At 66.5% G+C, this 23,727-nt stretch carries 24 protein-coding genes and 1 tRNA gene; 7 read left to right on the top strand and 18 right to left on the bottom strand.

Annotated features, from left to right (window positions below):
- Window positions 1-31: 31 nt before the first annotated feature.
- Together N8888_RS08260 and hisS are read right to left on the bottom strand one after the other, a co-directional pair.
- Complete coding sequence (locus N8888_RS08260; protein ID WP_074901503.1) at window positions 32-340, bottom strand: YerC/YecD family TrpR-related protein; 309 nt, start codon at window positions 338-340, stop codon at window positions 32-34.
- Window positions 341-528: 188 nt separating this feature from the next.
- Window positions 529-1,926 carry a histidine--tRNA ligase gene (gene hisS / locus N8888_RS08255; protein ID WP_053516730.1) on the bottom strand — a complete coding sequence of 466 codons (1,398 nt, stop codon included), beginning with the start codon at window positions 1,924-1,926 and terminating at the stop codon, window positions 529-531.
- A gap of 138 nt (window positions 1,927-2,064) precedes the next feature.
- Between hisS and N8888_RS08250 the strand changes: the two genes are divergently transcribed.
- On the top strand, window positions 2,065-2,817 hold the full coding sequence (locus tag N8888_RS08250; protein WP_263178066.1) for a Crp/Fnr family transcriptional regulator: 753 nt from the start codon (window positions 2,065-2,067) through the stop codon (window positions 2,815-2,817).
- A gap of 91 nt (window positions 2,818-2,908) precedes the next feature.
- On the opposite strand, the gene thrC is transcribed toward N8888_RS08250, so the two are convergent.
- From thrC to N8888_RS08220, 6 genes are all read right to left on the bottom strand, one after another.
- Entirely contained in the window at window positions 2,909-4,195 is a 1,287-nt protein-coding gene (gene thrC / locus N8888_RS08245) for a threonine synthase (protein WP_262101322.1), read from the bottom strand.
- Window positions 4,196-4,224: 29 nt separating this feature from the next.
- On the bottom strand, window positions 4,225-5,139 hold the full coding sequence (locus N8888_RS08240) for a homoserine kinase (protein WP_263178065.1): 915 nt from the start codon (window positions 5,137-5,139) through the stop codon (window positions 4,225-4,227).
- Entirely contained in the window at window positions 5,136-7,640 is a 2,505-nt protein-coding gene (gene thrA, locus N8888_RS08235; RefSeq protein WP_263178064.1) for a bifunctional aspartate kinase/homoserine dehydrogenase I, read from the bottom strand. The genes N8888_RS08240 and thrA overlap by 4 nt, the downstream gene beginning before the upstream one ends.
- Window positions 7,641-7,724: 84 nt before the next feature.
- Window positions 7,725-7,859, bottom strand: coding sequence for a hypothetical protein (locus tag N8888_RS08230; protein WP_258391179.1), 135 nt, complete (start codon window positions 7,857-7,859; stop codon window positions 7,725-7,727).
- A 138-nt stretch (window positions 7,860-7,997) separates the two neighbouring features.
- The gene (locus tag N8888_RS08225) at window positions 7,998-8,948 is read right to left on the bottom strand and encodes a DMT family transporter (RefSeq protein ID WP_253118767.1); all 951 of its coding nucleotides are present in this window, start codon (window positions 8,946-8,948) and stop codon (window positions 7,998-8,000) included.
- Between the two features lie 126 nt (window positions 8,949-9,074).
- Entirely contained in the window at window positions 9,075-9,770 is a 696-nt protein-coding gene (locus N8888_RS08220) for a helix-turn-helix transcriptional regulator (RefSeq protein WP_053516737.1), read from the bottom strand.
- A gap of 80 nt (window positions 9,771-9,850) precedes the next feature.
- Between N8888_RS08220 and N8888_RS08215 the strand changes: the two genes are divergently transcribed.
- Entirely contained in the window at window positions 9,851-10,624 is a 774-nt protein-coding gene (locus N8888_RS08215; RefSeq protein ID WP_053516738.1) for a DUF6491 family protein, read from the top strand.
- Here N8888_RS08215 and N8888_RS08210 read toward each other — a convergent pair.
- From N8888_RS08210 to N8888_RS08185, 6 genes are all read right to left on the bottom strand, one after another.
- A complete protein-coding gene (locus N8888_RS08210) occupies window positions 10,621-11,673 on the bottom strand; it encodes a linear amide C-N hydrolase (RefSeq protein WP_053516740.1) in 1,053 nt (350 codons plus the stop codon). The two genes, N8888_RS08215 and N8888_RS08210, sit on opposite strands and share 4 nt — an antisense overlap.
- An 83-nt stretch (window positions 11,674-11,756) precedes the next feature.
- On the bottom strand, window positions 11,757-12,185 hold the full coding sequence (locus N8888_RS08205; RefSeq protein ID WP_065182710.1) for a BLUF domain-containing protein: 429 nt from the start codon (window positions 12,183-12,185) through the stop codon (window positions 11,757-11,759).
- A gap of 89 nt (window positions 12,186-12,274) precedes the next feature.
- Window positions 12,275-13,402 (bottom strand): hybrid sensor histidine kinase/response regulator, encoded by a 1,128-nt coding sequence (locus N8888_RS08200; protein ID WP_053516742.1) that lies wholly within the window; start codon window positions 13,400-13,402, stop codon window positions 12,275-12,277.
- Window positions 13,399-13,974, bottom strand: coding sequence for a chemotaxis protein CheB (locus tag N8888_RS08195; RefSeq protein ID WP_053516743.1), 576 nt, complete (start codon window positions 13,972-13,974; stop codon window positions 13,399-13,401). The genes N8888_RS08200 and N8888_RS08195 overlap by 4 nt, the downstream gene beginning before the upstream one ends.
- Window positions 13,974-14,798 carry a CheR family methyltransferase gene (locus N8888_RS08190; RefSeq protein WP_065175572.1) on the bottom strand — a complete coding sequence of 275 codons (825 nt, stop codon included), beginning with the start codon at window positions 14,796-14,798 and terminating at the stop codon, window positions 13,974-13,976. The genes N8888_RS08195 and N8888_RS08190 overlap by 1 nt, the downstream gene beginning before the upstream one ends.
- Entirely contained in the window at window positions 14,795-17,896 is a 3,102-nt protein-coding gene (locus tag N8888_RS08185) for a response regulator (protein ID WP_053516749.1), read from the bottom strand. Before N8888_RS08185 ends, N8888_RS08190 begins: the two co-directional genes overlap by 4 nt.
- Before the next feature lie 152 nt (window positions 17,897-18,048).
- Between N8888_RS08185 and N8888_RS08180 the strand changes: the two genes are divergently transcribed.
- Together N8888_RS08180 and N8888_RS08175 are read left to right on the top strand one after the other, a co-directional pair.
- Entirely contained in the window at window positions 18,049-19,203 is a 1,155-nt protein-coding gene (locus N8888_RS08180; protein ID WP_193396309.1) for a two-component system sensor histidine kinase NtrB, read from the top strand.
- Window positions 19,200-19,559, top strand: a complete 360-nt coding sequence (locus N8888_RS08175; RefSeq protein ID WP_053516753.1) for a response regulator — start codon at window positions 19,200-19,202, stop codon at window positions 19,557-19,559. Before N8888_RS08180 ends, N8888_RS08175 begins: the two co-directional genes overlap by 4 nt.
- 15 nt (window positions 19,560-19,574) lie before the next feature.
- Here N8888_RS08175 and N8888_RS08170 read toward each other — a convergent pair whose 3' ends face one another.
- The 3 genes from N8888_RS08170 to N8888_RS08160 form a co-directional block, all read right to left on the bottom strand.
- Window positions 19,575-19,709: a hypothetical protein gene (locus N8888_RS08170; protein ID WP_258012811.1), complete on the bottom strand. Its 135-nt coding sequence runs from the start codon at window positions 19,707-19,709 to the stop codon at window positions 19,575-19,577.
- 132 nt (window positions 19,710-19,841) lie between these two features.
- Window positions 19,842-20,054, bottom strand: coding sequence for a hypothetical protein (locus N8888_RS08165; RefSeq protein ID WP_146256238.1), 213 nt, complete (start codon window positions 20,052-20,054; stop codon window positions 19,842-19,844).
- An 837-nt stretch (window positions 20,055-20,891) separates the two neighbouring features.
- Window positions 20,892-20,969, bottom strand: a tRNA-Arg gene (locus N8888_RS08160).
- Between the two features lie 245 nt (window positions 20,970-21,214).
- Here N8888_RS08160 and N8888_RS08155 point away from each other — a divergent pair.
- The 3 genes from N8888_RS08155 to N8888_RS08145 are packed head-to-tail and all read left to right on the top strand — an operon-like array spanning window position 21,215 to window position 22,478.
- A complete protein-coding gene (locus N8888_RS08155) occupies window positions 21,215-21,583 on the top strand; it encodes a type II toxin-antitoxin system RelE/ParE family toxin (RefSeq protein ID WP_263178061.1) in 369 nt (122 codons plus the stop codon).
- Window positions 21,580-21,996 carry a helix-turn-helix domain-containing protein gene (locus N8888_RS08150; protein WP_263178059.1) on the top strand — a complete coding sequence of 139 codons (417 nt, stop codon included), beginning with the start codon at window positions 21,580-21,582 and terminating at the stop codon, window positions 21,994-21,996. The genes N8888_RS08155 and N8888_RS08150 overlap by 4 nt, the downstream gene beginning before the upstream one ends.
- Window positions 21,993-22,478 carry a hypothetical protein gene (locus N8888_RS08145; RefSeq protein ID WP_263178057.1) on the top strand — a complete coding sequence of 162 codons (486 nt, stop codon included), beginning with the start codon at window positions 21,993-21,995 and terminating at the stop codon, window positions 22,476-22,478. Before N8888_RS08150 ends, N8888_RS08145 begins: the two co-directional genes overlap by 4 nt.
- A 750-nt stretch (window positions 22,479-23,228) precedes the next feature.
- Here the strand turns inward: N8888_RS08145 and N8888_RS08140 are convergent.
- Entirely contained in the window at window positions 23,229-23,723 is a 495-nt protein-coding gene (locus N8888_RS08140; RefSeq protein WP_263178056.1) for a glycoside hydrolase family 19 protein, read from the bottom strand.
- Window positions 23,724-23,727 lie beyond the last annotated feature (4 nt).

Below are 23,727 nucleotides of genomic sequence, written 5' to 3'. Positions count from 1 at the left end.
GAAGGTCTCGAAGTTCGGTACGGGGCGCGGATCAGCGCGAGGCCAGACGGTCGATGGCAGCGGCATAGCCTCGATGGCCATGCTCGAGCGAGCGCGCCACCCGCCCGGTGGTGGTCACGCTGACCCCGGTGCGTTCGTGGATCTCGCGGTACGGCACCCCCTGCTGCAGGAGCGGCACCACTTTCCAGCGGTCGGCCATGGCCTCCAGCTCGGCCGGAGTACACAGGTCACGCAGGAAAGCCATGACCTGCTCCGGCTCACGCAGGGCCGCGAACGCCTGGGCCAGGGCTTCCAGATCGGCCTGGGGGTCTTTGGCGGCGATGTCGGGGCGGGCTTTCACGGGGCGGATCTCTTGCATCAATGTAATAGCGCGCTAGTACATTAGCGCATTCTTGCGCAGTGCGTCAAACCACCCCATCGCCTCCACCCGAGCATTCAGGTTCCGGAAACGAAAAACGCCCGCCAGAGGCGGGCGTCTTCCAGGTCAGCGCCGCCCCATCAGGAGAGCGGCGGCACGGCAATGTCAGTTCACACCATCACCTTCGACTGTTCCAGTTCCACCTGCAGGGTGCTGGCCAGCTCCTCGCGGGATACCTCGAACTGCTGCTCGCGGAGCAGATCCTTCACCGCCACCACCCCCCGCGCCAGTTCGTCCTCGCCGGCGAGCGCCACGAAGCGGATGCCCGCCTTGGCCGCGTACTGGAACTGCTTGCCGATCTTCTTCGGCTCCATCTGCACTTCGGTGTTGATGCCACCGGCCCGCAGGCGGCGGGCGATATCCAGTGACTGCGCCATGCCCTGCTCGTCCATCAGCGCCACCAGCGCCTGCACGCTGCTGGCCTCGATTCCGTCGATCAGGCCCGCCTCACGCAGCTGCCAGAACAGGCGCGACAGGCCGATCGAAATGCCGACGCCGGGCAGCTTCGACTTGCTGTAGTGGCTGGCCAGGTCTTCATAGCGGCCGCCGGAGCAGATCGAACCGATCTGCGGGTGGTCGGTCAGCGTGGTCTCATAGACGGTGCCGGTGTAGTAATCCAGGCCACGGGCGATGGAGAAGTTGAGGCAGTAGGCACTCTCCGGCACACCCAGCGCCTGCACCAGCTGCAGCACTTCGCGCAGCTCTGCCACGCCGGCACGCAGCGTTTCCGAGGACCCCGCAGCGTCCTCCAGCGCCGAAAGCTGGGCCAGCGCATCGGCATGCCCCTGCGAACGCACGGCCACGAATGCCAGGATCTTCTCGACCTGTCCGGCCGGAATGCCGAACCCGTCGCCCACCAGCGTCTCGCGCACGTAGTCGGCGCCCCGCTTGTCCAGCTTGTCCACTTCACGCAGCACCGCCAGCTGGCGCTCGCCCTCGGCCACGCCCAGGCTTTCGAAGAAGCCACGCATCAGCTTGCGGTTGTTCAACTGGATGCTGAAGTCTCCGATGCGCAGCTCCGAGAACACCGCGTGGATCACCGCCAGCACTTCGGCGTCGTACCGCACGCTCAGGCTGTCCTTGCCGATCACGTCGATGTCGCACTGGTAGAACTCGCGGAAACGGCCGCGCTGGGCACGCTCACCACGGTACACCCGCTGCATCTGGTAGCGCCGGAACGGGAATGTCAGTTCGTGCTCATGCTCAGCCACATAGCGCGCCAGCGGCACGGTCAGGTCGAAGCGCAGGGCCATTTCCGGAAGCGAGCGGTCACCCGACTCGGCGGCATTGGCCAGCGCACCGGTGGACTGCACGAAGTACACCTGGCGCTCGGTCTCGCCACCGGACTTGGTCAGCAGCACATCGGACAGCTCGAACACCGGCGTCTCCACCGGCAGGAACCCGAAGCGCTCGTAGTTGCGGCGGATGACGTCCAGCATGCGCTGGAACGCAATCTGCTCGCGCGGCAGCAGCTCAAGGGTGCCGGGCGGGGTACGGGGCTTGATCACGGGAGCAACTCCTGCTGGAACGGGACGTGGGAGGGGGCGACATTCTAGCGCCCTGGAGCGCGCGGCCGCCTGACGCAGGGTCGAACAGCCGCTTGAAGTATCATAAGGCCCTCCCCGCCCGCGATACGCCCACGCACCATGTCCCGGCCTTCCGGCGCCCCGTCCGCCAACAACGACATCGCCGGGCAGTCCTGCTCCACGTTGGACTGCCTGCACTGCTCGGTCCGCCACCTGGCGGTGTGTTCGGCGCTGTCTCCTGATGAAGTGCAGGCACTTGAACAGGTGACCGTCTCGCAGGCGGTGACGATGGGCAGCACCCTCGCCCGCACCGGCGAAGAGCGCCAGCATGTCTATACATTGACCGCCGGCGCACTGCGCCTGGTGCGGACGCTGGCCGACGGCCGCCGCCAGATCAATGGCTTCGTGCTGCCGGGCGACTACCTGGGCCTGAGCGGCAGCGACCATCACCGCTACGACATCGAGGCGATCGCTGACAGCCGGGTCTGCCGCGTCGCGCTGCCGCAGATGAAGGCGCTGCGCGGGCGTTATCCGCACCTGGAGCGCAAGCTGCTGCAACGCGCCTGCCAGGAGCTGGACGCTGCGCAGGATGCGGCCCTCGCCCTGGCGCGGCTGCAGCCTGCGGAAAAGCTGGCTGACTTCCTGCTGCGCCTGGCCGCGCGCGAGGCGCGACTGGGCGGCGACGGCCTGCGCGTCTCGCTGCCGATGGGGCGCGGCGACATCGCCGACCACCTCGGCCTGACCATGGAGACAGTCAGCCGCACCTTCACCAAGCTGCGTCAGCAGGCGCTGATCGCGCTGCCGCATCTGAACGTCGTGGAGATCCTCGACGAGGACGGGCTGCGCCAGCTGGCGGGCGACGTCCAGGCTTGAGCGTCGCGCCACGACCTGCGCCCGGTGGTACCGGGCGCCCCACCCTGCCCCTTGCTTCAGACGACGCCGCGCCGTGTCCGGCGCCTGTGGGTCAACGCAGCAGCACCTCGCGCAGCGCCGCATAGTCGGCAGCCAGCGGTTCCGCATGCGCGGGACGCTGCAGCAGCGCCGCCAGCGCCGGAGGCACCGGCACTGCTTCGCCGATCAATGGCTCCACCACCGCCTCGAACTTGGCCGGGTGCGCGGTTGCCACCACCGCCCAGTCGCCCTTCGCCCCGCCCGCGCGGAGGTCCTTCAGCACCTTCACTGCCGTCGCGGTATGCGGGCAGAACAGCTCGCCCCCGCTGGCGTGCGCACTGGCGATGGTGGCGCGGATGGTCACATCATCCACCGCGAAAGCACGGAGGGCTGCGCGCAGTTCGGCATCGTCGCCGTCGTACAGCCACCGCAGGCGCTCGAAGTTGCTCGGCGCGCCCACATCCATCGCATTGGCGACCGTGGCGACACTGGCCTGCGGCTGATACGCGCCGCCCTCGAAGTACTTCGGCAGCACATCATTGGCATTGGTGGCCAGCACGATCTGGCCGATGGGAACCCCCAGCGTGCGTGCGAGCACCGCAGCCATCGCGTTGCCCAGGTTGCCGGTCGGCACCACCAGATTGAGCCGGCGCCGATGCTGCCCATGATGGACGAGTGCCGCATGCGCGTAGTAGCTCATCTGTGGCAGAAGACGCCCCAGGCTGATGCTGTTGGCCGAACTCAGCGGCACGTCCGCCTGCAACGCCCGATCGGCCAGCGCCTGCTTGACCATGGCCTGGCAGTCGTCGAACGAACCCGCCACGCGCAGCGCCTGGATGTTGTCGCCGAAGCAGCCGAGCTGGTGCGCCTGGCGCGGCGATACCCGGCCATCCGGATACAGCACCACCACGCGCACGCCCGGTTGGCGATGGAAGGCCGCCGCCACGGCGGCACCGGTATCACCGGACGTGGCAACGACGATCGTCAGGTCGCGTCCCTTGCCCGCCTGCAGCCTCGACAGCGCGCCTGCCAGGAAACGTGCGCCGATGTCCTTGAAGGCCGCAGTGGGACCATGGAACAGCTCGAGGACGTAGTCGCCACCGCCAAGCGGACGCAACGGCACCGGAAAATCGAACGCCTCACGGCAGATCGAAGGCAGCGCCTCCTGCAGCGCGTCGCCGTCGAAGAAGGGTGCCAGCAGATCGGCGGCGGTTTCGGCGAGGGTCTCGCCCTGCTGCACATGATGCGGCGCAGGCAAGGCGCTGGGCACATACAGCCCCCCATCGGGGGCGAGGCCGGCGGCGATGGCGGCACTCAGGCCGACGGCCGGCGACTGGCCGCGGGTGGAAACGAATTGCATGGGATCGGTATCCAATGAGAGGAAAGAAGTCAGCACAGTCGTGCTCCCGCCGCGTCCAACGGCGAGACCCAGGCGTCACTGTCGAAGCCGGCAGCCGCAAATGCCGCCCGAACCTGCCCTGCGGCAGCCTGCGCCTGCACCGCATCTTCGAACCAGGCGAACACGCTGGGACCGGCACCGGAAATACCCGCGCCCATTGCGCCCGCCGACAGCGCGGCGTCACGCGCTGCCTCGAATCCCGCGATCAGGCCGGCACGTCGTGGCTCGATCAGCACATCGCGCAAGCCGGCGCGCACCAGCGTGGCATCGCCGCGATGGCAGCCGCTGAGGACCAGGGCCAGATTCGCGCTCTGGGCGACAAACTCGCGCAGCGCGTAACTGCCCTGCAGCGCCTGCCGTGCCCTGCGCGTTTCCAGCACGGCATGCGGATGCACCAGCAGGCTGTGCCAGCACGCAGGCACCGGCACCGACACCACCCTGTCGGCGGTGCACAGCGCCAGCCCGCCCGCCAGCAAGGGTCCGACGTTGTCGCCATGGCGACCGCCGCTGGCCACCGCTTCGCCGTCGAGCGCGTGCGGATACAGGGCGGCGCGTGGCAGCGGCGCATCCAGCAGCGCGTTGGCTGCAACCAGTGCCGCGACGCAGGATGCTGCTGAGCCACCCATGCCGGAGCCGAACGGAATGCCCTTGTCGATCTCCAGCTCGAACCCGTAGCCCAGGCCCAGGCCTTCGCGCAGTGACAGCAGTGCCGCGCCAGCCGTGTTGCCCGCTGCCTCCAGTGGAAGCTCGACCGCACTGCCACGGATCGCCGCGATACGCACCGCAGGCTCATCGATGCGGCGCACGCTGACCGTGTCGCCGATACCGGCGATGGCATGGCCCAGAATGTCGAACCCCACTGCCACATTGGCCACCGATGCCGGCGCGAATGCACGTGCGATCACAGGCGCGCCCCTTCACCGGCCGCCACCCGCAGCAGGTCGGCAAACACGCCTGCAGCAGTGACCTCCGGTCCCGCGCCGGGCCCCTGCACCACCAGCGGATTCTCACAGTAGCGGCGGGTACGGAACTGCACCACGTTGTCGGTCAGGCGCAGGTTGGCGAACGCGTGTGCCGCCGGCAGCTCGTGCAGACCCACCGACGCGCCGTCCGCGTCAAGCCTGGCCACATAGCGCAGCACTGCGCCGCGCTCGCGCGCGTCCTGCAGGCGTTGCTGCAGTGATGCATCAGACTCGCCCAGGCGGGCCATGAAGTCCTCGACGCTGCCTTCGCGAAGCAGCGCCGGCACCAGGCTTTCCACCTGCACCTGTTCAAGACTGAGTGCGTGGCCGGCCTCGCGCGCCAGGATCACCAGCTTGCGCGCGACATCCACCCCCGACAGGTCATCGCGGGGATCCGGCTCGGTGTAGCCCATCGAACGCGCCTGCGCCACCAGCGAGGAGAACGGCTGGCTGCCGTCGAAGCGGTTGAACAGCCAGGCCAGCGTGCCCGAGAAAATGCCTTCGATGGCCAGCACCTCGTCGCCGGTATCGACCAGGTCGCGCAGCGTGGTGATCACCGGCAGGCCGGCGCCCACCGTCGCCTCATAGCGGAAGCGCGCGCCACTGGCAGCCGCCGCCGCACGGATCCGCTGGTAGCGCGACAGCGGGCCGGCGCCCGCCTGTTTGTTCGGGGTGACCACATGGATGCCCGCGGCCAGCCAATCGGCATAGCGCTCGGCGACCTCGCTGCTGCCACTGCAGTCGATCACCACCGCATGCGGCAGGTGCGCGGCCAACAGGTGCTCGGTGAAGCGGTCGAGATCGCTGGCCTCACCGCCCGCCTGCAGCGCCTGCCGCCAGTCGGCATGCAGACCATCGGCCTCCAGCCGCATCCGCGAACGCGATGCCAGTGCACGCAGGCGCAGATCGACATTGGCCTTGGCCAGCAGCTGCGGGCGCGCCGCCAGCAACTGATCCAGCAGCGCGGCACCGACGTTGCCCGGCCCGATCACGCCCACCGCGAACGTCTGCGGCGACAACCAGAATCCGGCGTGGGCGGCGCGCAGCGCGCGCGTCGCGTCAGCGCTGTCCACGGCCACCGAGATGTTGCGCTCGGAGGAACCCTGGGCGATCGCCAGGATATTGACCTGCGCCCGGCCGAGCGCCTCGAACAGGCGCGCAGCCACACCGGGCTGGCCGGCCATGCCATCGCCCACCGCCGCCAGCACGCTGACCCCTTCGTGGACCTGTACGCGCTGCACCTGGCCGACCGACAGTTCATGGGCAAAGGCCTGCAGCAACGCTCCGCGGCCACGGCCCGCTTCGGCAGCCCGCACCACGCAGCAGATCGAGTGCTCCGAAGAACCCTGCGAGATCATCACCACCGACACCTGCGCCTGGCGCAACGCTGCGAATACGCGCTCGGCGGTGCCAGGCACGCCGATCAGGCCGGTCCCCTCGAGATTCAGCAGGGCCAGGTCGGGACTCAGCGTGAGCCCCTTCACCGGTCCGCGCGGCGAGCGCTCGGCGCTGATGCGCGTACCCGGGTGGGTCGGCTGGAAGGTGTTGCGGATGAAGATCGGCAGCCCGAGCCGGATCGCCGGCGACATCGTCTGCGGGTGCACCACTTTCGCGCCGAAGTACGCCAGCTCGCAGGCTTCGTCGTAGCTCAGCGACTCCAGCTGCACCGCCTCCGGCACCAGTCGCGGGTCGGCCGACAGCACACCATCGACATCGGTCCAGATGTGCAGCTCGTCGGCATTGAACAGCGCGGCGAAGATCGCGCCGGAGTAGTCACTGCCGTTGCGGCCAAGCGTGGTGATGCGGTCGTTGCGGTCCCGGGCGACGAACCCGGTGGCGACCACGCGCGTCTGCGGATGCTGCAGGCGCCATTTCGCCAGACGGTCGGCGCTGGCTTCCCAGTCCACATCCACGCCCAGCTCGCCGTGGCCGACCACGAGCACGTCGCGTGCATCAAGGACGGCGCAGTCCTCGCCGCATGCGCGCAGGTACGTACCCAGCAGCTGCGCGGAGAACACCTCGCCCAGGCCCTGCACGCGGTCGAGCACTTCACGCGGCAGCTCCCCGATCACGGTCAGCGCGGCCAGCACTTCGGACAGCTGCTCGAAACGCGCGTCGATCCACTCCACGGTGTCGCCCACCTGTTCGCCGAGCAGGGCCACCGCGGCCCCACGATGGCGGGCACGCAACGCATGCCAGGCCTCGCGCCACCCCTCGTCTCCCTGCGCCGCCAGCTGGGCCAGTTCAATCAACGCATCGGTGACGCCCTTCATGGCCGAGACAACGGTGACCTGCTGCGATTCGGGGCGGGCTCGCAGCAGGCCGCCGACATGGCGGTAGCGCTCGGCGTCGGCCACCGAAGTGCCGCCGAACTTGTGCACGACCATGGACGGCGAGGCCAGCTCGGCCGGGGCAACAGGAGGGGGGAGAACGTGGGAAGACATGCAGACCTCGGCAGGAGGCCCCGTCGCATGCAGGTGTCGAGTTTCCCCGCCACCTGGATGGTGCGGGGCCGTGGTTTTCGGGAGTTACACGAAGACGACGGGCCGCACCAGGGCAGTGGTGACGGTGGTGGTGGTAATGGTGGTGATGGCGACCGGTGCAGTCGGACGCCCCGCAGTAGCGGGTGCGATCAGGCTGGCGGTGGCGGCATCAAGGACCATGGCGGACAGAAAACACTGTTCGCCCCGCTGCTGTCAAGTGCTGCAGCGCAAAAACTCCCTGCGCCGATCATCTGCCAACGTGCCGTCATTTGGTTGCAACTGAGACAAAGCAGCGATCGTCGACTCTGAGATGGCCATTCAGCCGGCATGTTCGGCGATCGCGCGTGGCGCGCGGTGAGCGTGCGCGCACAGCATCACTCCCGCCACCAGGAACACGATCGCCAGTGCCTCCAGCACGGTTGGCCAGCGCTGCTGCCAGGCAAATGCGTACAGCAGCGCGAACAGGGTTTCGAACACGATCATCTGCCCGGTCAAAGTCAGCGGCAGCAGACGGCTGGCACGGTTCCAGAATGCGTTGCCCACGATCGACGCCACGACCGCGACACCTGCGCTGATGGCCCAGAATGCGCCCCATTGTGCGGCCGTATGGCTGCCGGCGGACCCGGCGAAGGCCATCGGTACCAGCAGCAGGGACAACCCGCCGGTGGTGACACCCGTCAGCAACGACCAGTCATGGCTGGACAGATCCGGGCGCCGCGCCAGCCAGCGGCTGTTGCCGATCGAGTACAACGCCCACGAGAACAGTGCACCGAAGGCACACAGCAGGCCGATCAGGCGCTGCCGCCAGGGCGTCGCCAGGTGTTCGGACATCAGCGCCTCCCACCCGACCAGGGCCACGCCGAGCACGCACAGCGCCAAGGCGGGCAACAGCTGCTTCAGGGGAACCGCCCCCTGCTCGCGCACGCCCACCAGGGTCACCACGACCGGAATCAGGCCGACGATCAGCGAGGCCGCAGCGCCACCGGCCCACTGCACGGCCGTGGCCAGCAGCAGGAAGTACACCAGGTTGCCCGCCAGGCTCAGCCACAGCAGGGCGTACCATTCCGCGCGCCCCAGCCTCGGCGCCAGCCGCATCCAGCGCGGCAGCAGCAGGATCACGGCGATGAGGCCATAGACCAGATAACGGCCGGCAGACAGCTGCAGGGCGTTGAACGTGTGCAGCACGGCAGGCGCCAGGAACACCACGCCCCACAGCGCGCCCGCGGCTACGCCATTGGCGATGCCCAGGACCATCGGATTGTTGCGCATTGCGGATTCTTCGGGGGAGAAGAGGCCGCGCAGTGTAGCCGCCCACCGGACGACCTCTCTTGACCCAGGCTATTGCTGTCCCGGCAGAGCCGGACGCACTCGGCGGCGTTCCCGCAGCGCCATGGATCAGAGGCTGCCCCGCCGCCAGGCCGCAGGGGTTACGCCGCTCTCCCGGCGCAGCGCTCGGGTCAATGCGCTCTGTTCGGAATACCCCGCGGCCAGCGCAATCTCGCTGATCGGCAGCGCACTGGTCCGCAGCTGGTGCTTGGCCCAGCGCAGGCGGCAGGCACTGACCCAGGCCTGCGGACTCAAGCCGAATTCGCGCTGGAACAACGCATGCAGCCGGCTTTCGCTGACGCCGACGAATGCCGCCATGCGCGCGACCGGCCAGGGCTGCCCCGGGTCGGCCTGTACCGCCGTGCACAGCCCCTGCATGCGCGCGCCACTGCCTGCCGGTGCAAACACCCTCAGCAAGGCAGGCAGCAGCAACGGCAGCGGCTGCCCCTGCCGCACCTCGGCCAGCCCCTGGCGCAGGGCCAGCGGCAGATGCAGCCACCGCTGCCTGCACAGGTGCTCCTGCGTGTCGTCGTCCAGAACATCCGGACCGCAATCAACGATCACGAAACCGTTCGGACCCTCCGCCATCTGGTCATGCGCCTCGCCGGCGGCCACGAATGCGCCCTGCAGAAGGTCCAGCCGGCCGCCCCGCCCTTCCAGCTCGAACTGCAGCTCGCCCTGCAGTGGCAGCACCCATTGCGCGTAGTCGTGGCGATCCAGGCCGGTGGCCTGGCCATAGTGCCGGAGGTGGAAAATGGCGCCCATTCGGCAAGTCTGCGCGCCTGACACCGGCGGTGCAATTGACTGCTATAGTCGGGCCGTCTATCCAGCAAGGAGTGCAGGTCATGGCATATCGACAGGTTTCCCTGGCTCTGGCCGCGAGCATCGGCCTGTCCCTTTCCGTCACCGCCAGCGGGCAGGAACGCCGGGCGCCGGCACCGCACTGCCTCGACGCCGTGGGCGTGCAGGAGGTGGAGCAGGCCTCGCCGCGCTCGATCGCCGTCCGTGCCGCTTCCGGCCAGGCCTACCGGATCGACTTCAGCGAAGACTGCCCGAACGTGCGTGCCGCCACCTCCCTGAAGCTGGAAGCGCCGGCAGGCTGGGCCTGCGGCCGCCCCAGCGAACGTGTTGTCGTGGACGGGCACAGCTGCGCGGTCAGCGCGGTCAGTCCAGTGCAGAACCGCGACTACGCCACTGTCGCCCGTGACAGTGACCGCCTGAGCACCGCGACCCTGCCTGCGGTGACCATCAGCGAGCGGCGCGAGCAGCGCCGCAGCTTCGGCGGATCGCCCGCCTACTGTTTTGCAACCCGCAACGTCCGTGCCTGGTCCTCCGATCAGCAGGGGCTGCTGGTGGAGACCAATCCACGCCGCAATGGCGGCCACCGCTACTACCGCGTCGAACTGGGCGGCAGTTGCCGCCAGCTGGACCGCGCGCCTCAGGTCAGCTTCCAGTCCGGGCTGCAGAACGGCCTGATCTGCGGCAATCCGGGTGATCGCATCCTCAGTGCCGAGTTCGAGCCCGGCGACGAGCGCGGCCTGGGGCCGCTGCCGCTGTACACCCGCGGCAGCTGCCAGATCCAGGCGGTCTACCCGGCCGCGACCCAGGCGTCGAACTAGCTCCCGACACCGAGGAAGGTGAACGGTGCGCTGGGAACGAAATGCTCCAGCGCATCGCCGGAGAAGGTGTTGCGCTGGTCCTTGCCCAGGTCCAGCTTGAGCACCTTGCCACCGAAGTCGATCCTGTTGAGGTCCACCCAGAACGTATTCGGCGTCATCGCGGACTCGAAGAAGTACAGGCGTCGCTTGTGGTCGGCCACGGTGCGCCAGCGCGTGGACGAGATGTTGGGCTCGCCCGGCGTGGTGATTCCGTACGGCACCGAGACATTGCGGATCACACTGAACACACTGGCCAGTGCCACCACGGGGTCTTCCGCCTTGGGAATCGCATTGATGTAGAACGACGCGCGTGCAAAACGGTCGGCCGATCGGTTGGTGCCCGGCAGCATCACCGTGCCGCCGATCTGCTGCCAGTAGCTGTTGAGCGCAAGCTGATGCTCGAAGATGGGCGAATTCGTCATCACCTGGTAGCGGCGATCATGATGGATGACCTGACGGCCACCGATGTATTCCACGATCGCGCTGTCGCCGCTGGCATCGGACAGAGAGAGATGCAGGGTCGCCTGCCGGTCCTCGCCGGGCACCTTGTCGGTGACGATGGAGTACGGCTCGCGCTGCAGCGCCGCCACGGCCTCTGCGACTGTCGCGAAATTATCCAGCACGTACTGCGCCCACAATGAAATGGCCAGGCCGGGCTTGCTGCCGCGCTGCTGCGGATACTCCGATTCCACCAGCCATAGCAGATTGGCGACCAGCCCCTTCTCGTTCATGCCATCGGTGGTCGACACGTCGTAGCCGGTGGCCACCACACTGCCGTACCGTGCAGTCCATGCCAACGACTTCGGCCCGGCCTCGCCGGTCCGTGCAATTCCGCGCGGCAACACGTACAGGTTGGTCGCCACATCGACCTTCCAGTCCATCGACCGCGCCGTGATCACATCGCCGTTGTCACCCAGATAGACCGCACGTGTGCAGGCCAAGGCAGGCATTGCAGCGCCTGCCAGGGCCGCCACCAGCAGCGCGGCCCCTGTGTGCTTCATCCGTACCATGTCGCCCCCTTCCATGCCCTGGAGATCCAATCTCAGCGCATGCAGAGTGAGACAGCGGTGAAGCCCGGCACCCCTGCCGCGACTCAGCCGGCGTGGAGCGCCGGCTGCACGATGTCGGCGAGCAGGTCCACCGCCGTCGGCGCCGCGCGGTCGCCCTGCAGCGCACGGCTGAATCCGGCCCAGTCGCCCACCGTGAGTCCATGCAGCATGGACGCCTCCACCTGCAGGACACGCATCGCCCAATAGGGAAACTGGCGCTGGCCAAGCCTGCTGCGCGCCAGCTCGACGATGTCGGCATGGCTGCCGGCCTGCAGGATGCGCTCATACACCGAATCAATGCCATCCGGCGGCCCTTCGATGTACTGCAGGAAGCGCCCGCCATCATGCAGCAGCACCCCGGTCACGCCAGCCAGCTTGTTGAAACGGGCGGCGTCGTCCACCAGCGCCTGCAGGCGATCTGCGGAAAGATCCGGCAGCGCCTGGCTGACGTAGGCGATGGCTCGCAATGGCATAGCGCTTCCCTGGCAAGATATGCAGCCACGGTAGCAGTTGCGGATGAGCCCGTCATAAGGCTGCGCCCCGCTTGCTGAAGAATTCAGGTTCAGGCCATGTCCGGTCCACCGCACCGCCGTGGCAGTGCCGCCTCCAGCACAACCTGCCCTGCGTCGTTGCGCGCGGTCAATCGACCGCCGTGAGCGCGCACGAACTGATCGACGATGTACAGCCCCAGGCCGAGGCCCTTGCTCTGGTGGAAGCTGGCCTTGAAGGGCTCGAACAGCCGCGGCAGCAGCGCCGCGTCGATGTGGCCGGCATTGCTGACCCGCAACACCACCCGCTGCGGATCACGCCCGTCCAGTTGGACATGTGCTTCGCCAGCATGCGTCAGTGCGTTGCCGATCAGATTCGATGCGACCTGCCCCAACCGGTCCATGTCGCCCTGCAGGACGGTATCGCCCTGCGCCTGGAAGCGGATCCGCTCGAGTCCGTGGGCACTGCCCGCCTCCGCAATGACCGCGCGGGCCAGGGCGTCGAGGTCGCAGGTCGTGGTCTGCAATCGCAGGCCGCCGCTGCGGATGCGCGAGAAGTCCAGCAGCTGCTCGACCATCCGTGCCATGCGCAGCGTGCTTGCTTCCAGGTGCTGCAATGTCTGCTGTGCAGCGGAATTGCCCGCAGGCAGTTCCAGGCTGAGCTTGTCCGCGCAGAGCAGGATGGCTGACAGCGGCGTCCGCAGGTCGTGGGTAAGCACCGCGGCCATGGTCTCGTTCAACTTCAGCGCGCGCTCCAGGGCTTCGTTGCGCACCTTCAGCAGCTGCCGCTGCTGGTACAGCTCGATGAACACATTGACCTTTCCGAGGATCACCTGCGGCGCCACCGGCTTGTGCAGGAAATCCACCGCGCCGGTCTCGTATCCCTTGAACGCGCGCACCGGATCATCCGGCGACGCGGTGAGGAAGATGATCGGCACGTCGCGGCTGCGCAGCGAGCCCCGCATCAGTTCCGCCAGCGTGAAGCCGTCGATCTCGGGCATGTGCACATCCAGCAGCGCCAGCGCCACCTCGTGCTCGAGCAGCAGTTCGAGCGCCTGGGCGCCGGAGCTGGCCAGCAGCAGGTTGACGCCCTCGCGCTGCAGCAGTGCCTGCATCGCCACCAGGTTCTGTGCAACGTCATCGACGATCAACAGGTTGACCGGGGCCTGGGCCTGCGCAGGGTCCGGTGGCAACAGGTTCATGAAAACAACTCCTTCAAGCGGCGACACATCAGTTCAAGGGGCAGCACCGCATCGGCGCCGGCATGCTGCAGGGCCGAGGCCGGCATCATGGAAGCTTCGGCCTCTTCGGGGCATTGCAGCCAGGCGCGACCTCCCGCCTCGCGCACTGCCGCCACGCCTTCGGAGCCGTCACTGCTGGCGCCGGTCAGCAGCAGTGCCAGCACGCGCGGACCAAACACCGCCGCGGCCGATTCAAACAGGGGGTCGATGGCCGGACGCGAATACAGCACAGGGGGATCGATCGACAGGGCAACCGAGGACCGGTCTTCCACCAGCAGGTGATAGTCCGGCGGCGCAAACGTCACCGTACCGCGCTCTATCGGCTGCTTGTCCTCCGCCTCGCGCACCGGCACCGCGCAATGCGGCGCCAGCACCTCGACGATGCGGCTGTTGCGGTCACGGGGCACATGCAGAACCACCAGCACCGGCACCGACAGGCCCGCCGGCAGCGCTTGCACGATGGCCTGCAGGGCAGCGACCCCGCCAGCGGATGCACCGACCACCATCACTTCCGGCAGACCGGCGTCATTCATCAGGCGACCTTCCGGTACAGCCGATGTTCGCGCGAACACACATCGAACGCGTCGTGATGGCAACCGAACTGCAGCGACTCCTTGCTGCCCAGGCCGAGGAAGCCACGGTGCACGAGCGCCTCCCGGAACAGGCCCACGGCCCGGTCCTGCAGGTCCCGGTTGAAATAGATCAGTACATTCCGGCACGACACCAGGTGCACTTCGGAGAACACCGTATCCGTCGCCAGGCTGTGGTCGGCGAACATGATGTTGCGTCGCAGGTGACGGTCGAACACGGCCCCGTCATATGCCGTCGAATAGTAGTCCGACAACGACGCCCTGCCCCCCGCCGCCAGATAATTGCGGCTGAACTGCGCCAGGCGGTCGATCGGGTATGCGCCGGCCTCGGCGGTGACCAGGGCGCCGGGATTGATATCGGTGGCATAGACGATGCTGCGCTCCAGCAGCCCTTCTTCGTGCAGCAGCACCGCCAACGACCACACCTCCTCGCCCGTGCTGCAGCCCGCAACCCACAGCTTCACCGAAGGATAGGTGCGCAGTACCGGCACCACCTGTTCGCGCAGGGTACGGAAATATGCCGGGTCCCGGAACATCTCCGAGACCTGCACGGTGAAGAACTGCATCGCCTGCGTGAACAGCTCCGGCTCGTGGAGCAGGCGATGCTGCAGGTCCGACAGCTTCTCGCACTCGTAGCGCTGCATGGCCTGGCGCATGCGCCGTCGCAGCGACGACACCGCGTAACTGCGGAAATCGTAGTGGTAGCGCTGATAGATCGCCTCCAGCAGCACCTTCAGCTCCAGGTCGAACAAGGCCTGCTCGTTCATTGACGCGAGCACCACACCCGGCACAGCGAAACCAGCTTGTCGACATCGATCGGCTTGGCGATGTAGTCGTTGGCGCCGGCCTGCAGGCAACGCTCGCGGTCATCGGGCATGGCCTTTGCGGTCAACGCGATGATCGGGAGATCCTGCAGGTGGCGCTGCGCCCGGATCTCGCGCATCGCCGTCAGACCATCCTTCTCCGGCATCATGATGTCCATCAGCACCAGGTCCACCTCGCGCTGCGCCAGCCGATCGACCGCCTCCTGGCCGTTGCGCGCGATCTCGAGGTTGACGCCCAGCGGCTCGAGCACGCTCGACAGCGCGAAGATGTTGCGCACATCATCCTCGGCCAGCAGTACGGTGCGCCCATCAAGGATGGTGTCGCGCCGGCGCGCCTCGCGCAGCAGGCGCTGCTGATCGGTGGGTAGGCTCGCCTCCACGCTGTGCAGGAACAGGGTGACCTCGTCCAGCAGGCGCTCGGGAGAGCGCGCACCCTTGATGATGATGCTCTTGGAATAACGACGCAGCCGTTGTTCTTCCTCGCGGCTGAGCGCACGTCCGGTGTAGACGATCACCGGCGGGAAGCCGACGTCATCATTGCCGGCCATGTGTTCAAGCAGGTCGTAACCGCTGCCGTCCGGCAGGGAAAGATCCATCACCATGCAGTCGAACGTGACACTGCTGAGCTGCTCCAGCGCTGCGGCCAGTGTGCCGACGGCGACGATCTGCAGTTGATCACGCCCCAGCAGCAGCTCCAGGTTGCGCCTCAGCTCGCTGTCATCCTCGACGATCAGCAGGCGCCTGACATCGCGTTGGCTGGTCTGCTCGAGCTGCTCGATGGCCGCCGCCAGCCGCTCGCGCGTGGTCGGCTTGATCGCATAGCCGATCGCGCCAAGCTCACGGGCCACCTGGCTGCGGTCCATCGCCGAGACCACGTGCACGGGGATGTGCCGCGTGTCCGGGTTGCGCTTCAGACGCTCCAGCACGCTCAGACCTGACACGTCGGGCAGGCCGATGTCGAGCAGGATGCCGTTCGGCCGTAGTTCGGCAGCCAGCGCCAGCGCTTCCTCTGCCGTGCCGGCAACCACGCAGTCGAAGTCCAGTTCATGCGCCAGCACCACCAGCGCTTCGGCGAATGCCACGTCGTCCTCCACCGCCAGGATCAGGCGTCCCATGCGCTGCCGCCGGCCACGATCATCTGGAACGTGTGTGGCAGCTGCGGGCGGGGGCGCAGGCGCAGTCGGCGCCATCTGTGCAACCACCGGACGCGCTGCCGGAGTGGCCACGCGCGCGGGCTCCGCTCCCGGCTCCGGCGCGGACACGGGGGCGCCCTGCAGCGGAAGCTCCAGCACGAAGCAGCTGCCACGCCCCGGTTCGCTGTCCACCTGGATTTCGCCGCCCATGCGGGCAGCCAGGTCGCGCGAGATCGACAGGCCCAACCCGGTGCCGCCATAGCGCCGGCGGGTACTGCCATCAGCCTGGCGGAAAGCCTCGAAGATCACCTGCAACTGCTCGCGTGCGATGCCGATGCCCGTATCACAGACCTCGAATCGGATGCGGCCACTGCCGCCGGGACGCACTTGCAGGCTGACCTTGCCGTGCTCGGTGAACTTCAGTGCATTGGCCAGAAGGTTCTTCAGAATCTGCTGCAGGCGCTGGCTGTCCACCACCAGCTGACCCGGCGCCAGCGCATCGGCGCTGATCTCCAGGGCAAGCCCCTTCTGCCGCGCGATCGGATCGAAGGTCTCGCGCAGCCGCTGCAGCGCGCTGTCGACCGCGACCACTTCATCGCTCAGTTCGACATGCCCGGCTTCGATGCGCGACAGGTCGAGGATGTCATTGATCAGCGCCAGCAGATCGTTGTTCGACGACAGGATTGCCCGTGCGTACTTCACCTGCTCTTCGGTGAGCGTACCGTCCTTGTTGTCGGCCAGCAGCTTGGCCAGGATCAACGAGCTGTTCAGCGGCGTACGCAGCTCGTGCGACATGTTGGCCAGGAACTCGGACTTGTAGCGCGACGTCGCCGCCAGCTCGTTGCTGTTGCGCACCAGCTGGCTCTGCGCAACCAGCAGGGCCTGCTTCTGCGCCTCCAGCTCGTGCGTGCGCTCCTCAAGCTGTACGTTGCTCTGCTCCAGTTCGGCCTGCTGCTGTTCCAGATGGGTCTGCGACTGCAGCAGGCTGCGGCTCTGCTCTTCCAGCTCCTCGTTGGCCACGCGCAGTTCTTCCTGCTGGGCCTGCAGCTCCTCTCCCTGACGCTGCGACTCCTCCAGCAGCACGACCAGCTGCGCGCGCAGCAGCGACGCCCGCAGGGCCATGCCGATGGTGTCGCCACAGCGCTCCAGCAGTTCGCGGTCCAGATCACGCTGTTCGCCGACGCTGGATCGACCCAGCTCGACGATGCCGACCACGGCACCGTCACTGGTGATCGGTGCAAGGATCCGCTCACGCACCGGAACCCGCCCCAGGCTGCTCTGGAGTTCAAGTACCGAGGCCTCATCGCCCTGCAGGTGGCGGGTGCGCAGGTCGCGCGCGACCTGTCCGGCCAGCCCCTCCTGCAGTGCCAGCGACGCCGGCATGCCGGCCGGCAACGCCAGTCCGCCCGTCAATTGCAGGCGGCCGCCCTCAAGCCGGTACACGGCGCCGACATCGGCCTGCAGCTGCGAGGCCAGGCTGGTCGCCGCCGCCTCGGCGATCTGCTCCGGCCCCAGGTCTCCCCGCAGGCTCATGGCCACGGCGTTCTCCGCCTCCTGCAGCCACAGGGCGCGCATGGCCTGCCGGCGCGCCTGGATGGCGCGGGACACGATCAGCGCGATCATCAGGAAGGCCGCACCGCCGATGGTGCGGTTCACCAGCGAGAACGCCGAATTCGTGCTTGCCGGGGCAATGTGATAGCCCACCATCAGCAGCGCGCAGGCCAGCACCGCGACCACGAACGGTGCGCGCGCACTCCGCTGGAACACCGTCACGCCAACGGCCAGGAAGTAGGCCAGCCACACCGCATAACCCAGAGGCACGACAAGTTCCAACGCGATGGTTGCGGCCAGCAATGCGGCGGCAGTCATCCATATCCAGCGGTCGCGCGAGGTTGCACCGGGACGCATACGGGGCGATTCCAGAAGGCAAAGAAGTGCGTGATGGTACCCCGTGTCGTATTCAGCCGCATACGACCAATGGCACGGGCAATCCCTGCACACATCCTTCACACTGCAGTGCCTAGCTTTCCGGCCCTCACAGGGGTAATGCTCATTTCCACGTGGACGCACCCGCTTCTACGAGGTCCGCTCTGACGGACACTTCCCAACAGCTGCGCCTGCTGATAGACAGCGTGCGGGACCATGCGCTGTATCTGCTCGATCCCGAGGGCATCGTCTGCAGCTGGAACCCCGGGGCCGAACGCATCAAGGGGTATGCAGCCGACGAAGTCATCGGGACCCACTTCGGACGCTTCTACCTGCCAGCAGACCGCGACGCCGGCGAGCCGCAGCGGCTGCTCCGGCTGGCCGCGCAGCAGGGTCATTGCTCCGCCGAAGGCTGGCGCGTCCGGCGCGACGGTGCCTCGTTCCGCGCCAGCATCGTGATCGAGCCGGTCCTGGAGAACGGCGAGCTGCTCGGCTACGTCAAGATCACCCGCGACATCACCGAACAATGGCAGGCGCAGCGCCTGCTGCGTGACGCACAGCGTGCACTCCGGCAGACCCAGCAGTTCGAGACGGTCGGCCGGCTGAGTCGTGGGCTCTCGCATGAATTCAATAATCTGTTGACCACCATCGGCAACGCACTGGATCTGCTGGCGCTGCGCGTGGGCAGTGATCCGCGGGCCCACGAACTGCTTTCCACTGCACAGACGGCGACCGACCGCGGCGCATTGTTGACCCGCCAGTTGCTTGCCTTCAGCACCGGGCAGACCCTGATCCGTGAACCGGTGGACGTCAACGAACTGATCGTCGAGTCCTTGCCGGGCCTGCGGCGCGCGCATGCCTCGGGTACACTGCTGGGCACGGAACTGGCTCACGATCTGCCGCCGGTCTGCACCGACGCGCTGCAGCTGCAGACCGCCCTGGCGAACCTGGTCGCGAACGCTGTCGAAGCCACGGCCGATGGCGGCCATGTGCTGATCGCCACCGCACTGGAGCATCGCCTTGATCCGGATGGAGAGGCTGGCCAGCAGCGCCGATACGTGACGGTGAGCGTGCGTGACCAGGGGCGTGGCATGCCCGTCGATGTGGCGGAACGCGCGACAGAGCCTTTCTTCACCACCAAGGACATCGGCAAAGGCAGCGGACTGGGCCTGAGCCAGGTGTTCGGATTCACCACCCAGAGCGGCGGCTTCGTCGATGTCTCCACCACGCCAGGCGTCGGCACCACAGTCAGCCTGCTGTTACCCGCACTAGAGGAACCCGCCCCATGACCGATGATCCGATCCGCGTGCTGATGGTGGAGGACCAGACCGACCTGCGCGAAATGATAGGGCTGGCCCTGCGCGATTTCGGCATCGACGTGGCGACCACGGCCGACGGTCATGAAGCAGTGGCCCTGCTGCGCGGCGATACCCGCTTCGACGTGGTGTTCAGCGACGTCAGCATGCCCAATGGCATGTCCGGCATTGAACTGAGCGAACACGTCGCGCGCGACCAGCCGCACGCCCGCATGATCCTCTCCTCCGGCTATGCGCGTTCGCAGCTGCCTCCCCTGCCCGAACAGGTCGAGTTCCTGCCCAAACCCTATCGGCTGCGGCAACTGGTGGAGCTGCTCAGGCAGGACTGAGCCTCGCCAAGTGCGTCAGGGGAGTTTTTCCCTGTCCGCACGCCGGCTGCGGCCCCTGCGCCGACGGTGAACCCGGCTGCAGATTTCAAGAATTCCGAGCACGCAGGCAAACACCGCGGCCACTTTGCCAAGGGCGATCAGCAGGTGCATGGCGACTCCCGTCTGGACCGAAGGCGTGCAGGTGGCCGGGTACCCCTCCCGGCATTGGGGGCCACTGTAGGCCCGGCAAACCCATGCAGCCCGCAGACTGCTATGCGTTTCCGGCAAGAATCACCCGCGGTCTCAGTCATCCAGAGAATCGGCCTCGCCCGGTTTCCGGCTGATCCGCGATCTTCGCCAGCCGCCGTGGGAGCGGAAGTAGCCGGTGTCCCCGCTCACGGTATAGCGCAGCGCTGCCCACGCGGCGGCGACCAGGGAGGCCTGCCAGCCCCGCGCCTTGCGGAAGGCGTACTGGAAACGCCCCATCACCCGGCCGCCGGGGGAGTGATCGGGCAAGCGGGTCGACGTGCGCGTGCAGGGAAGACGGCATGGCGCCCCCGGCAGCACAGGGGCACGGCGCCCGGTCCGACGCCAACGGACGTCACGGCATTGCGTTTCATTCGGATCCTGCTGGTCATGGGGGAAGCGCTGCGCATCGCAGACCAACGCCTGCCACGAGTCCCCCTGCCGACCCGTCACGCTGCAGTGAAACTGGGCGCTCAGCAGTTAGCCTTGTGTGAAAACGGCATGCTTACCTGACTGGATGTTCAGGCTCCTCGCCTCTCTCGCGAACCCTCGGCCCCTCACCAGAACGAAATAAGGGCTGTCAAGAACGAGAGTCTTAACAGTTCATGCTGTATGGTCACTGCATTCGGCTTCTCTTGGGCGCGAAATTCCTCGCCTCCGTGTCCAGCCCCTGACCGGCAAGACACATGACCACTCCTGTTGCATTCCGGATCCTGCGGATCCGCCCTTTGCTGCGCCTGGATGCCACCATCGAACGGTTGGATTCCGTGCAGGCCAAGTGCAAGTCATGCGGGGACGAATCACGGATGTCGCATGGGTGCGGGCTCACCGATGTGCACGGGGGGGTGCAACTGAGGTGTCCCGCCTGCGGCTCGATCGATGTCCTGACGGCGGCGGATGCCTGGGGCCACTGGGTGCAGCAGATCAGGCACGATCGAATACTCGCACTCGCTGGCCTGCTGCCAGACGACCTGGATCGCCCCTAGGTGAGCCTGGCGGAAGGCAGACAAGGCCGCCGCACGCCCTTTTCCAACGCACTGTGGCGGGTGGCAAGCACGCCGCAAGCAGAAGCGGTACCCGCCTGATCATCTGCGGGCAATTGACCGATGGTGACCCCGGCCCGATTCGAACGGGCGACCTTCCCCTTAGGAGGGGGGCGCCCAGCGCAGTTGCCTCAAGACTGTCATGCGGCGGTGTGCCATGTTTGGGTGGCCGAGCTTGCCAACCGTGACCGTGACCTCGTTCACATGGTACAAAGGCCAAGCGACAAATTAGGGGCGCGAGGGGCACGGATGTCTCGTAGAGCGGTGAACGTAGGCTCGGGCCTCGCGAAGCTGAACGCGCAGGCTATTGACACTGTTAATACTCGAATTAACAATGCTCCTCGCCGAGAGGCTTGCCCGTGCTTCGTCTTCGACGGAGGGCGCTAGTTGGCTACCAAGATTGCGTATCAGGGGGCCCAGAAATGCATTGAACTTCTCTGCACGGACGATGGCGTATCACAGGTCCAAGAATTCTTGGACGCGCTCGATTCTTCAGATCGACGCAAGGTGGATACGCTTTTCGAGCTCATGGGAGAGCGAGGCCGGATTTCCAACGATCAGAAGTTTAAGAAGCTGGAAGGGAGCAACGGAATTTTCGAATTCAAGTCGTTCCAAATCCGGTTGCTTTGCTTCTATGCGCCTGGGGGGCGCTTGATCATCTGTCGTGCACTTCGGAAAAAGAAGGATAAGCACGGCAAGGCCGATATCAGCTTTGCGGAAGCCTGCAAAGAGCGTTTTAACGGAGAAGATGGATGAATACGGCAAATGAGCTGTGGGTTAACCGTCAGGAAGAGAGCGAAGAGGCGCGCAGAGAGTACGAGCGCGAGCGATTGCAGCTCTGGACACTTGACTCTATTGCCGAAATGATGGAGGCGGCCGGAATCACGAAAGCTGACGTTGCCCGTACTTTGGGCACGAGCAGATCTCATGTGAGCCAGGTTTTCTCTGGCGCGCGTAATGCGACCCTCGCAACCATCTCCGACTTGGCATGGGCCTGCGGGAAGCGCGCCGTTGTGAAATTTGAGCCGCTTCGTTTTGGACAGTTCATTCCTGCTCCTGTTAGGCCGCATGCGTTGAATACCGTCATTCCTCTGCGGCAAAAGACGCAGTGGAAGGACGACTTGAATCCTCTCGGGCAGCGTGAAGCCCGCGCGGGTGCCATGTGGTGACTACCAATCTCGATTTGGCGCGACGGGTAGCTAAGCACGTCGAAATTCAAGTTGTTACGCTCCGCAGCAGCAGCGTCAAGACCAATTTTGATGTGCTCAACATCCCTGGGTCTCTCGGACTCCGACAGGGTTACCGTGCGGCTTGCGATGACTCGCGCTTCCGATCCGAGGGCATTCTCACGATCTTGGTCGGGTTCGTCTTTCATGCCTCCGACGCTCCTGAGGATGAGGATACCGAGCCGAGCGACAGCGACGCGCTCGTAGTCGAAGCCGAGTATGGGATCACGTACTCGATTGACCGCGATGTTGACTTAGACGCGAAGTGCCTCGAGCACTTCGCAAAGGTCAACGGCCCCTATAACGCTTGGCCGTACTGGCGCGAGCTCGTTCAGTCGATTAGTGGACGCGTCGGCCTTACGAGTATTACGGTTCCAGTGTTCCGTCCGCCGGAGCATCCAGTTGATGACGCCGACTGCCAGTAAGCTTCCCGCATTAGAACGACACTTAGCCACAGCTTACCGTCCTTGGATCGTTGGGTTCTTGAGCTTGTCTCCGGTCGCGACAGACGCTGATCCAGCGCTTCTTTGATCCCTGCAAGATCGTATGCCCCAGACTCAGCGAGACGGCACGCCTGTTGCTGCTGCTCAGGCGTAGGCGGCAGGCCGGGCAGTGGCGGCGGCAGCGGCGGACCCTCACCTTGGCGTGTCAGGTGCCCCTACACGCCCCTGGTACAGCCGGTCGGGCCACCCTCCGGCAATGTGCGGCCAAATCGTCTAGCCCGCTGCGTCTGAGCCTCCGATCGGCCCTAGGTCCTTCACTACTGCCTGGCCCTTCTGCAGGAATCCGAGTAAGAGCCGGCCACCGGCTACCCGCCGCCCTTCAACTGCGTTGAGGTAGCTCGCCTGTAGGCGGCCGGCCGCCAAGATCTCTGCCTGAGCCATGCTCGGGGTCAGGCCTCTGACTGGCTCACCTGGCGACGCCAGCTGACCAGCGATGGGCTGTACTGTCGCAGGTCGACCGTCGGCATTCTTCAGGTACGCGGTCGCCACCATCCAGCTTTGCTGTGGCGACCACCCGCCCAGGACGATCTCCGTCCCCAGCCGCTCAACAGGGAGACCGGCCTCGGCCACCGCCGCTTCGTACTTGGGCCAGAGCTGATCATGACCGAGCCAAGCTCACCACTCAGCTTTTCCAGCGTGAACTCCGCCCGGAAGCTCGCCTGCAGAGCCAGCTCATAGATCCGGAGAAAGAACTGGGTCGATCCGCGCGCGGCTAAGAGAAGGTTGTGCTGGGGGATCAGCAGCATCTGCGACCGAGTTGATCCCATCCCGCTGCCAGAAGTAGCCAGCGGCCAGCGCAGCGTCCGGAAGGTTGGCCAGCAGGTCCGGATTGCGGACCGCGCGATCATCGCCGTAGATGGCCTGGCTGTAACGGGTGTAGTTGTCCCGGCCAGTCAGCTGGATGCCACCCCGCCCTCGGAAGCGAAAGCCATCGCCGGGCTGTGTGTTGCCCAGATCCTTGCGGCCCTCGTAGCGCGACTGGGCCGGGGTTGGACCCCACAGCTCCTTGAGCCATCGCCCGGTTCCGCTTTCGTGCGCCACCTGGGCGAGGAAATGGCAGACCCGCAGCTCGGTGTTGATGCCGAAGCGAATGCAGGCTTGTTCCAGCGCCAGCGCCAGGCCCGGGGAGAACCCCATACCGGCGGCGACAGTCTCGATGCTCACCATGGGT

This window comes from Stenotrophomonas maltophilia (genome assembly GCF_025642255.1).
In the GTDB taxonomy this organism is placed as follows: domain Bacteria; phylum Pseudomonadota; class Gammaproteobacteria; order Xanthomonadales; family Xanthomonadaceae; genus Stenotrophomonas; species Stenotrophomonas maltophilia_P.
Note: the sequence above shows the minus strand (reverse complement) of the source record. Positions and strands in the feature narration are given on the sequence as shown.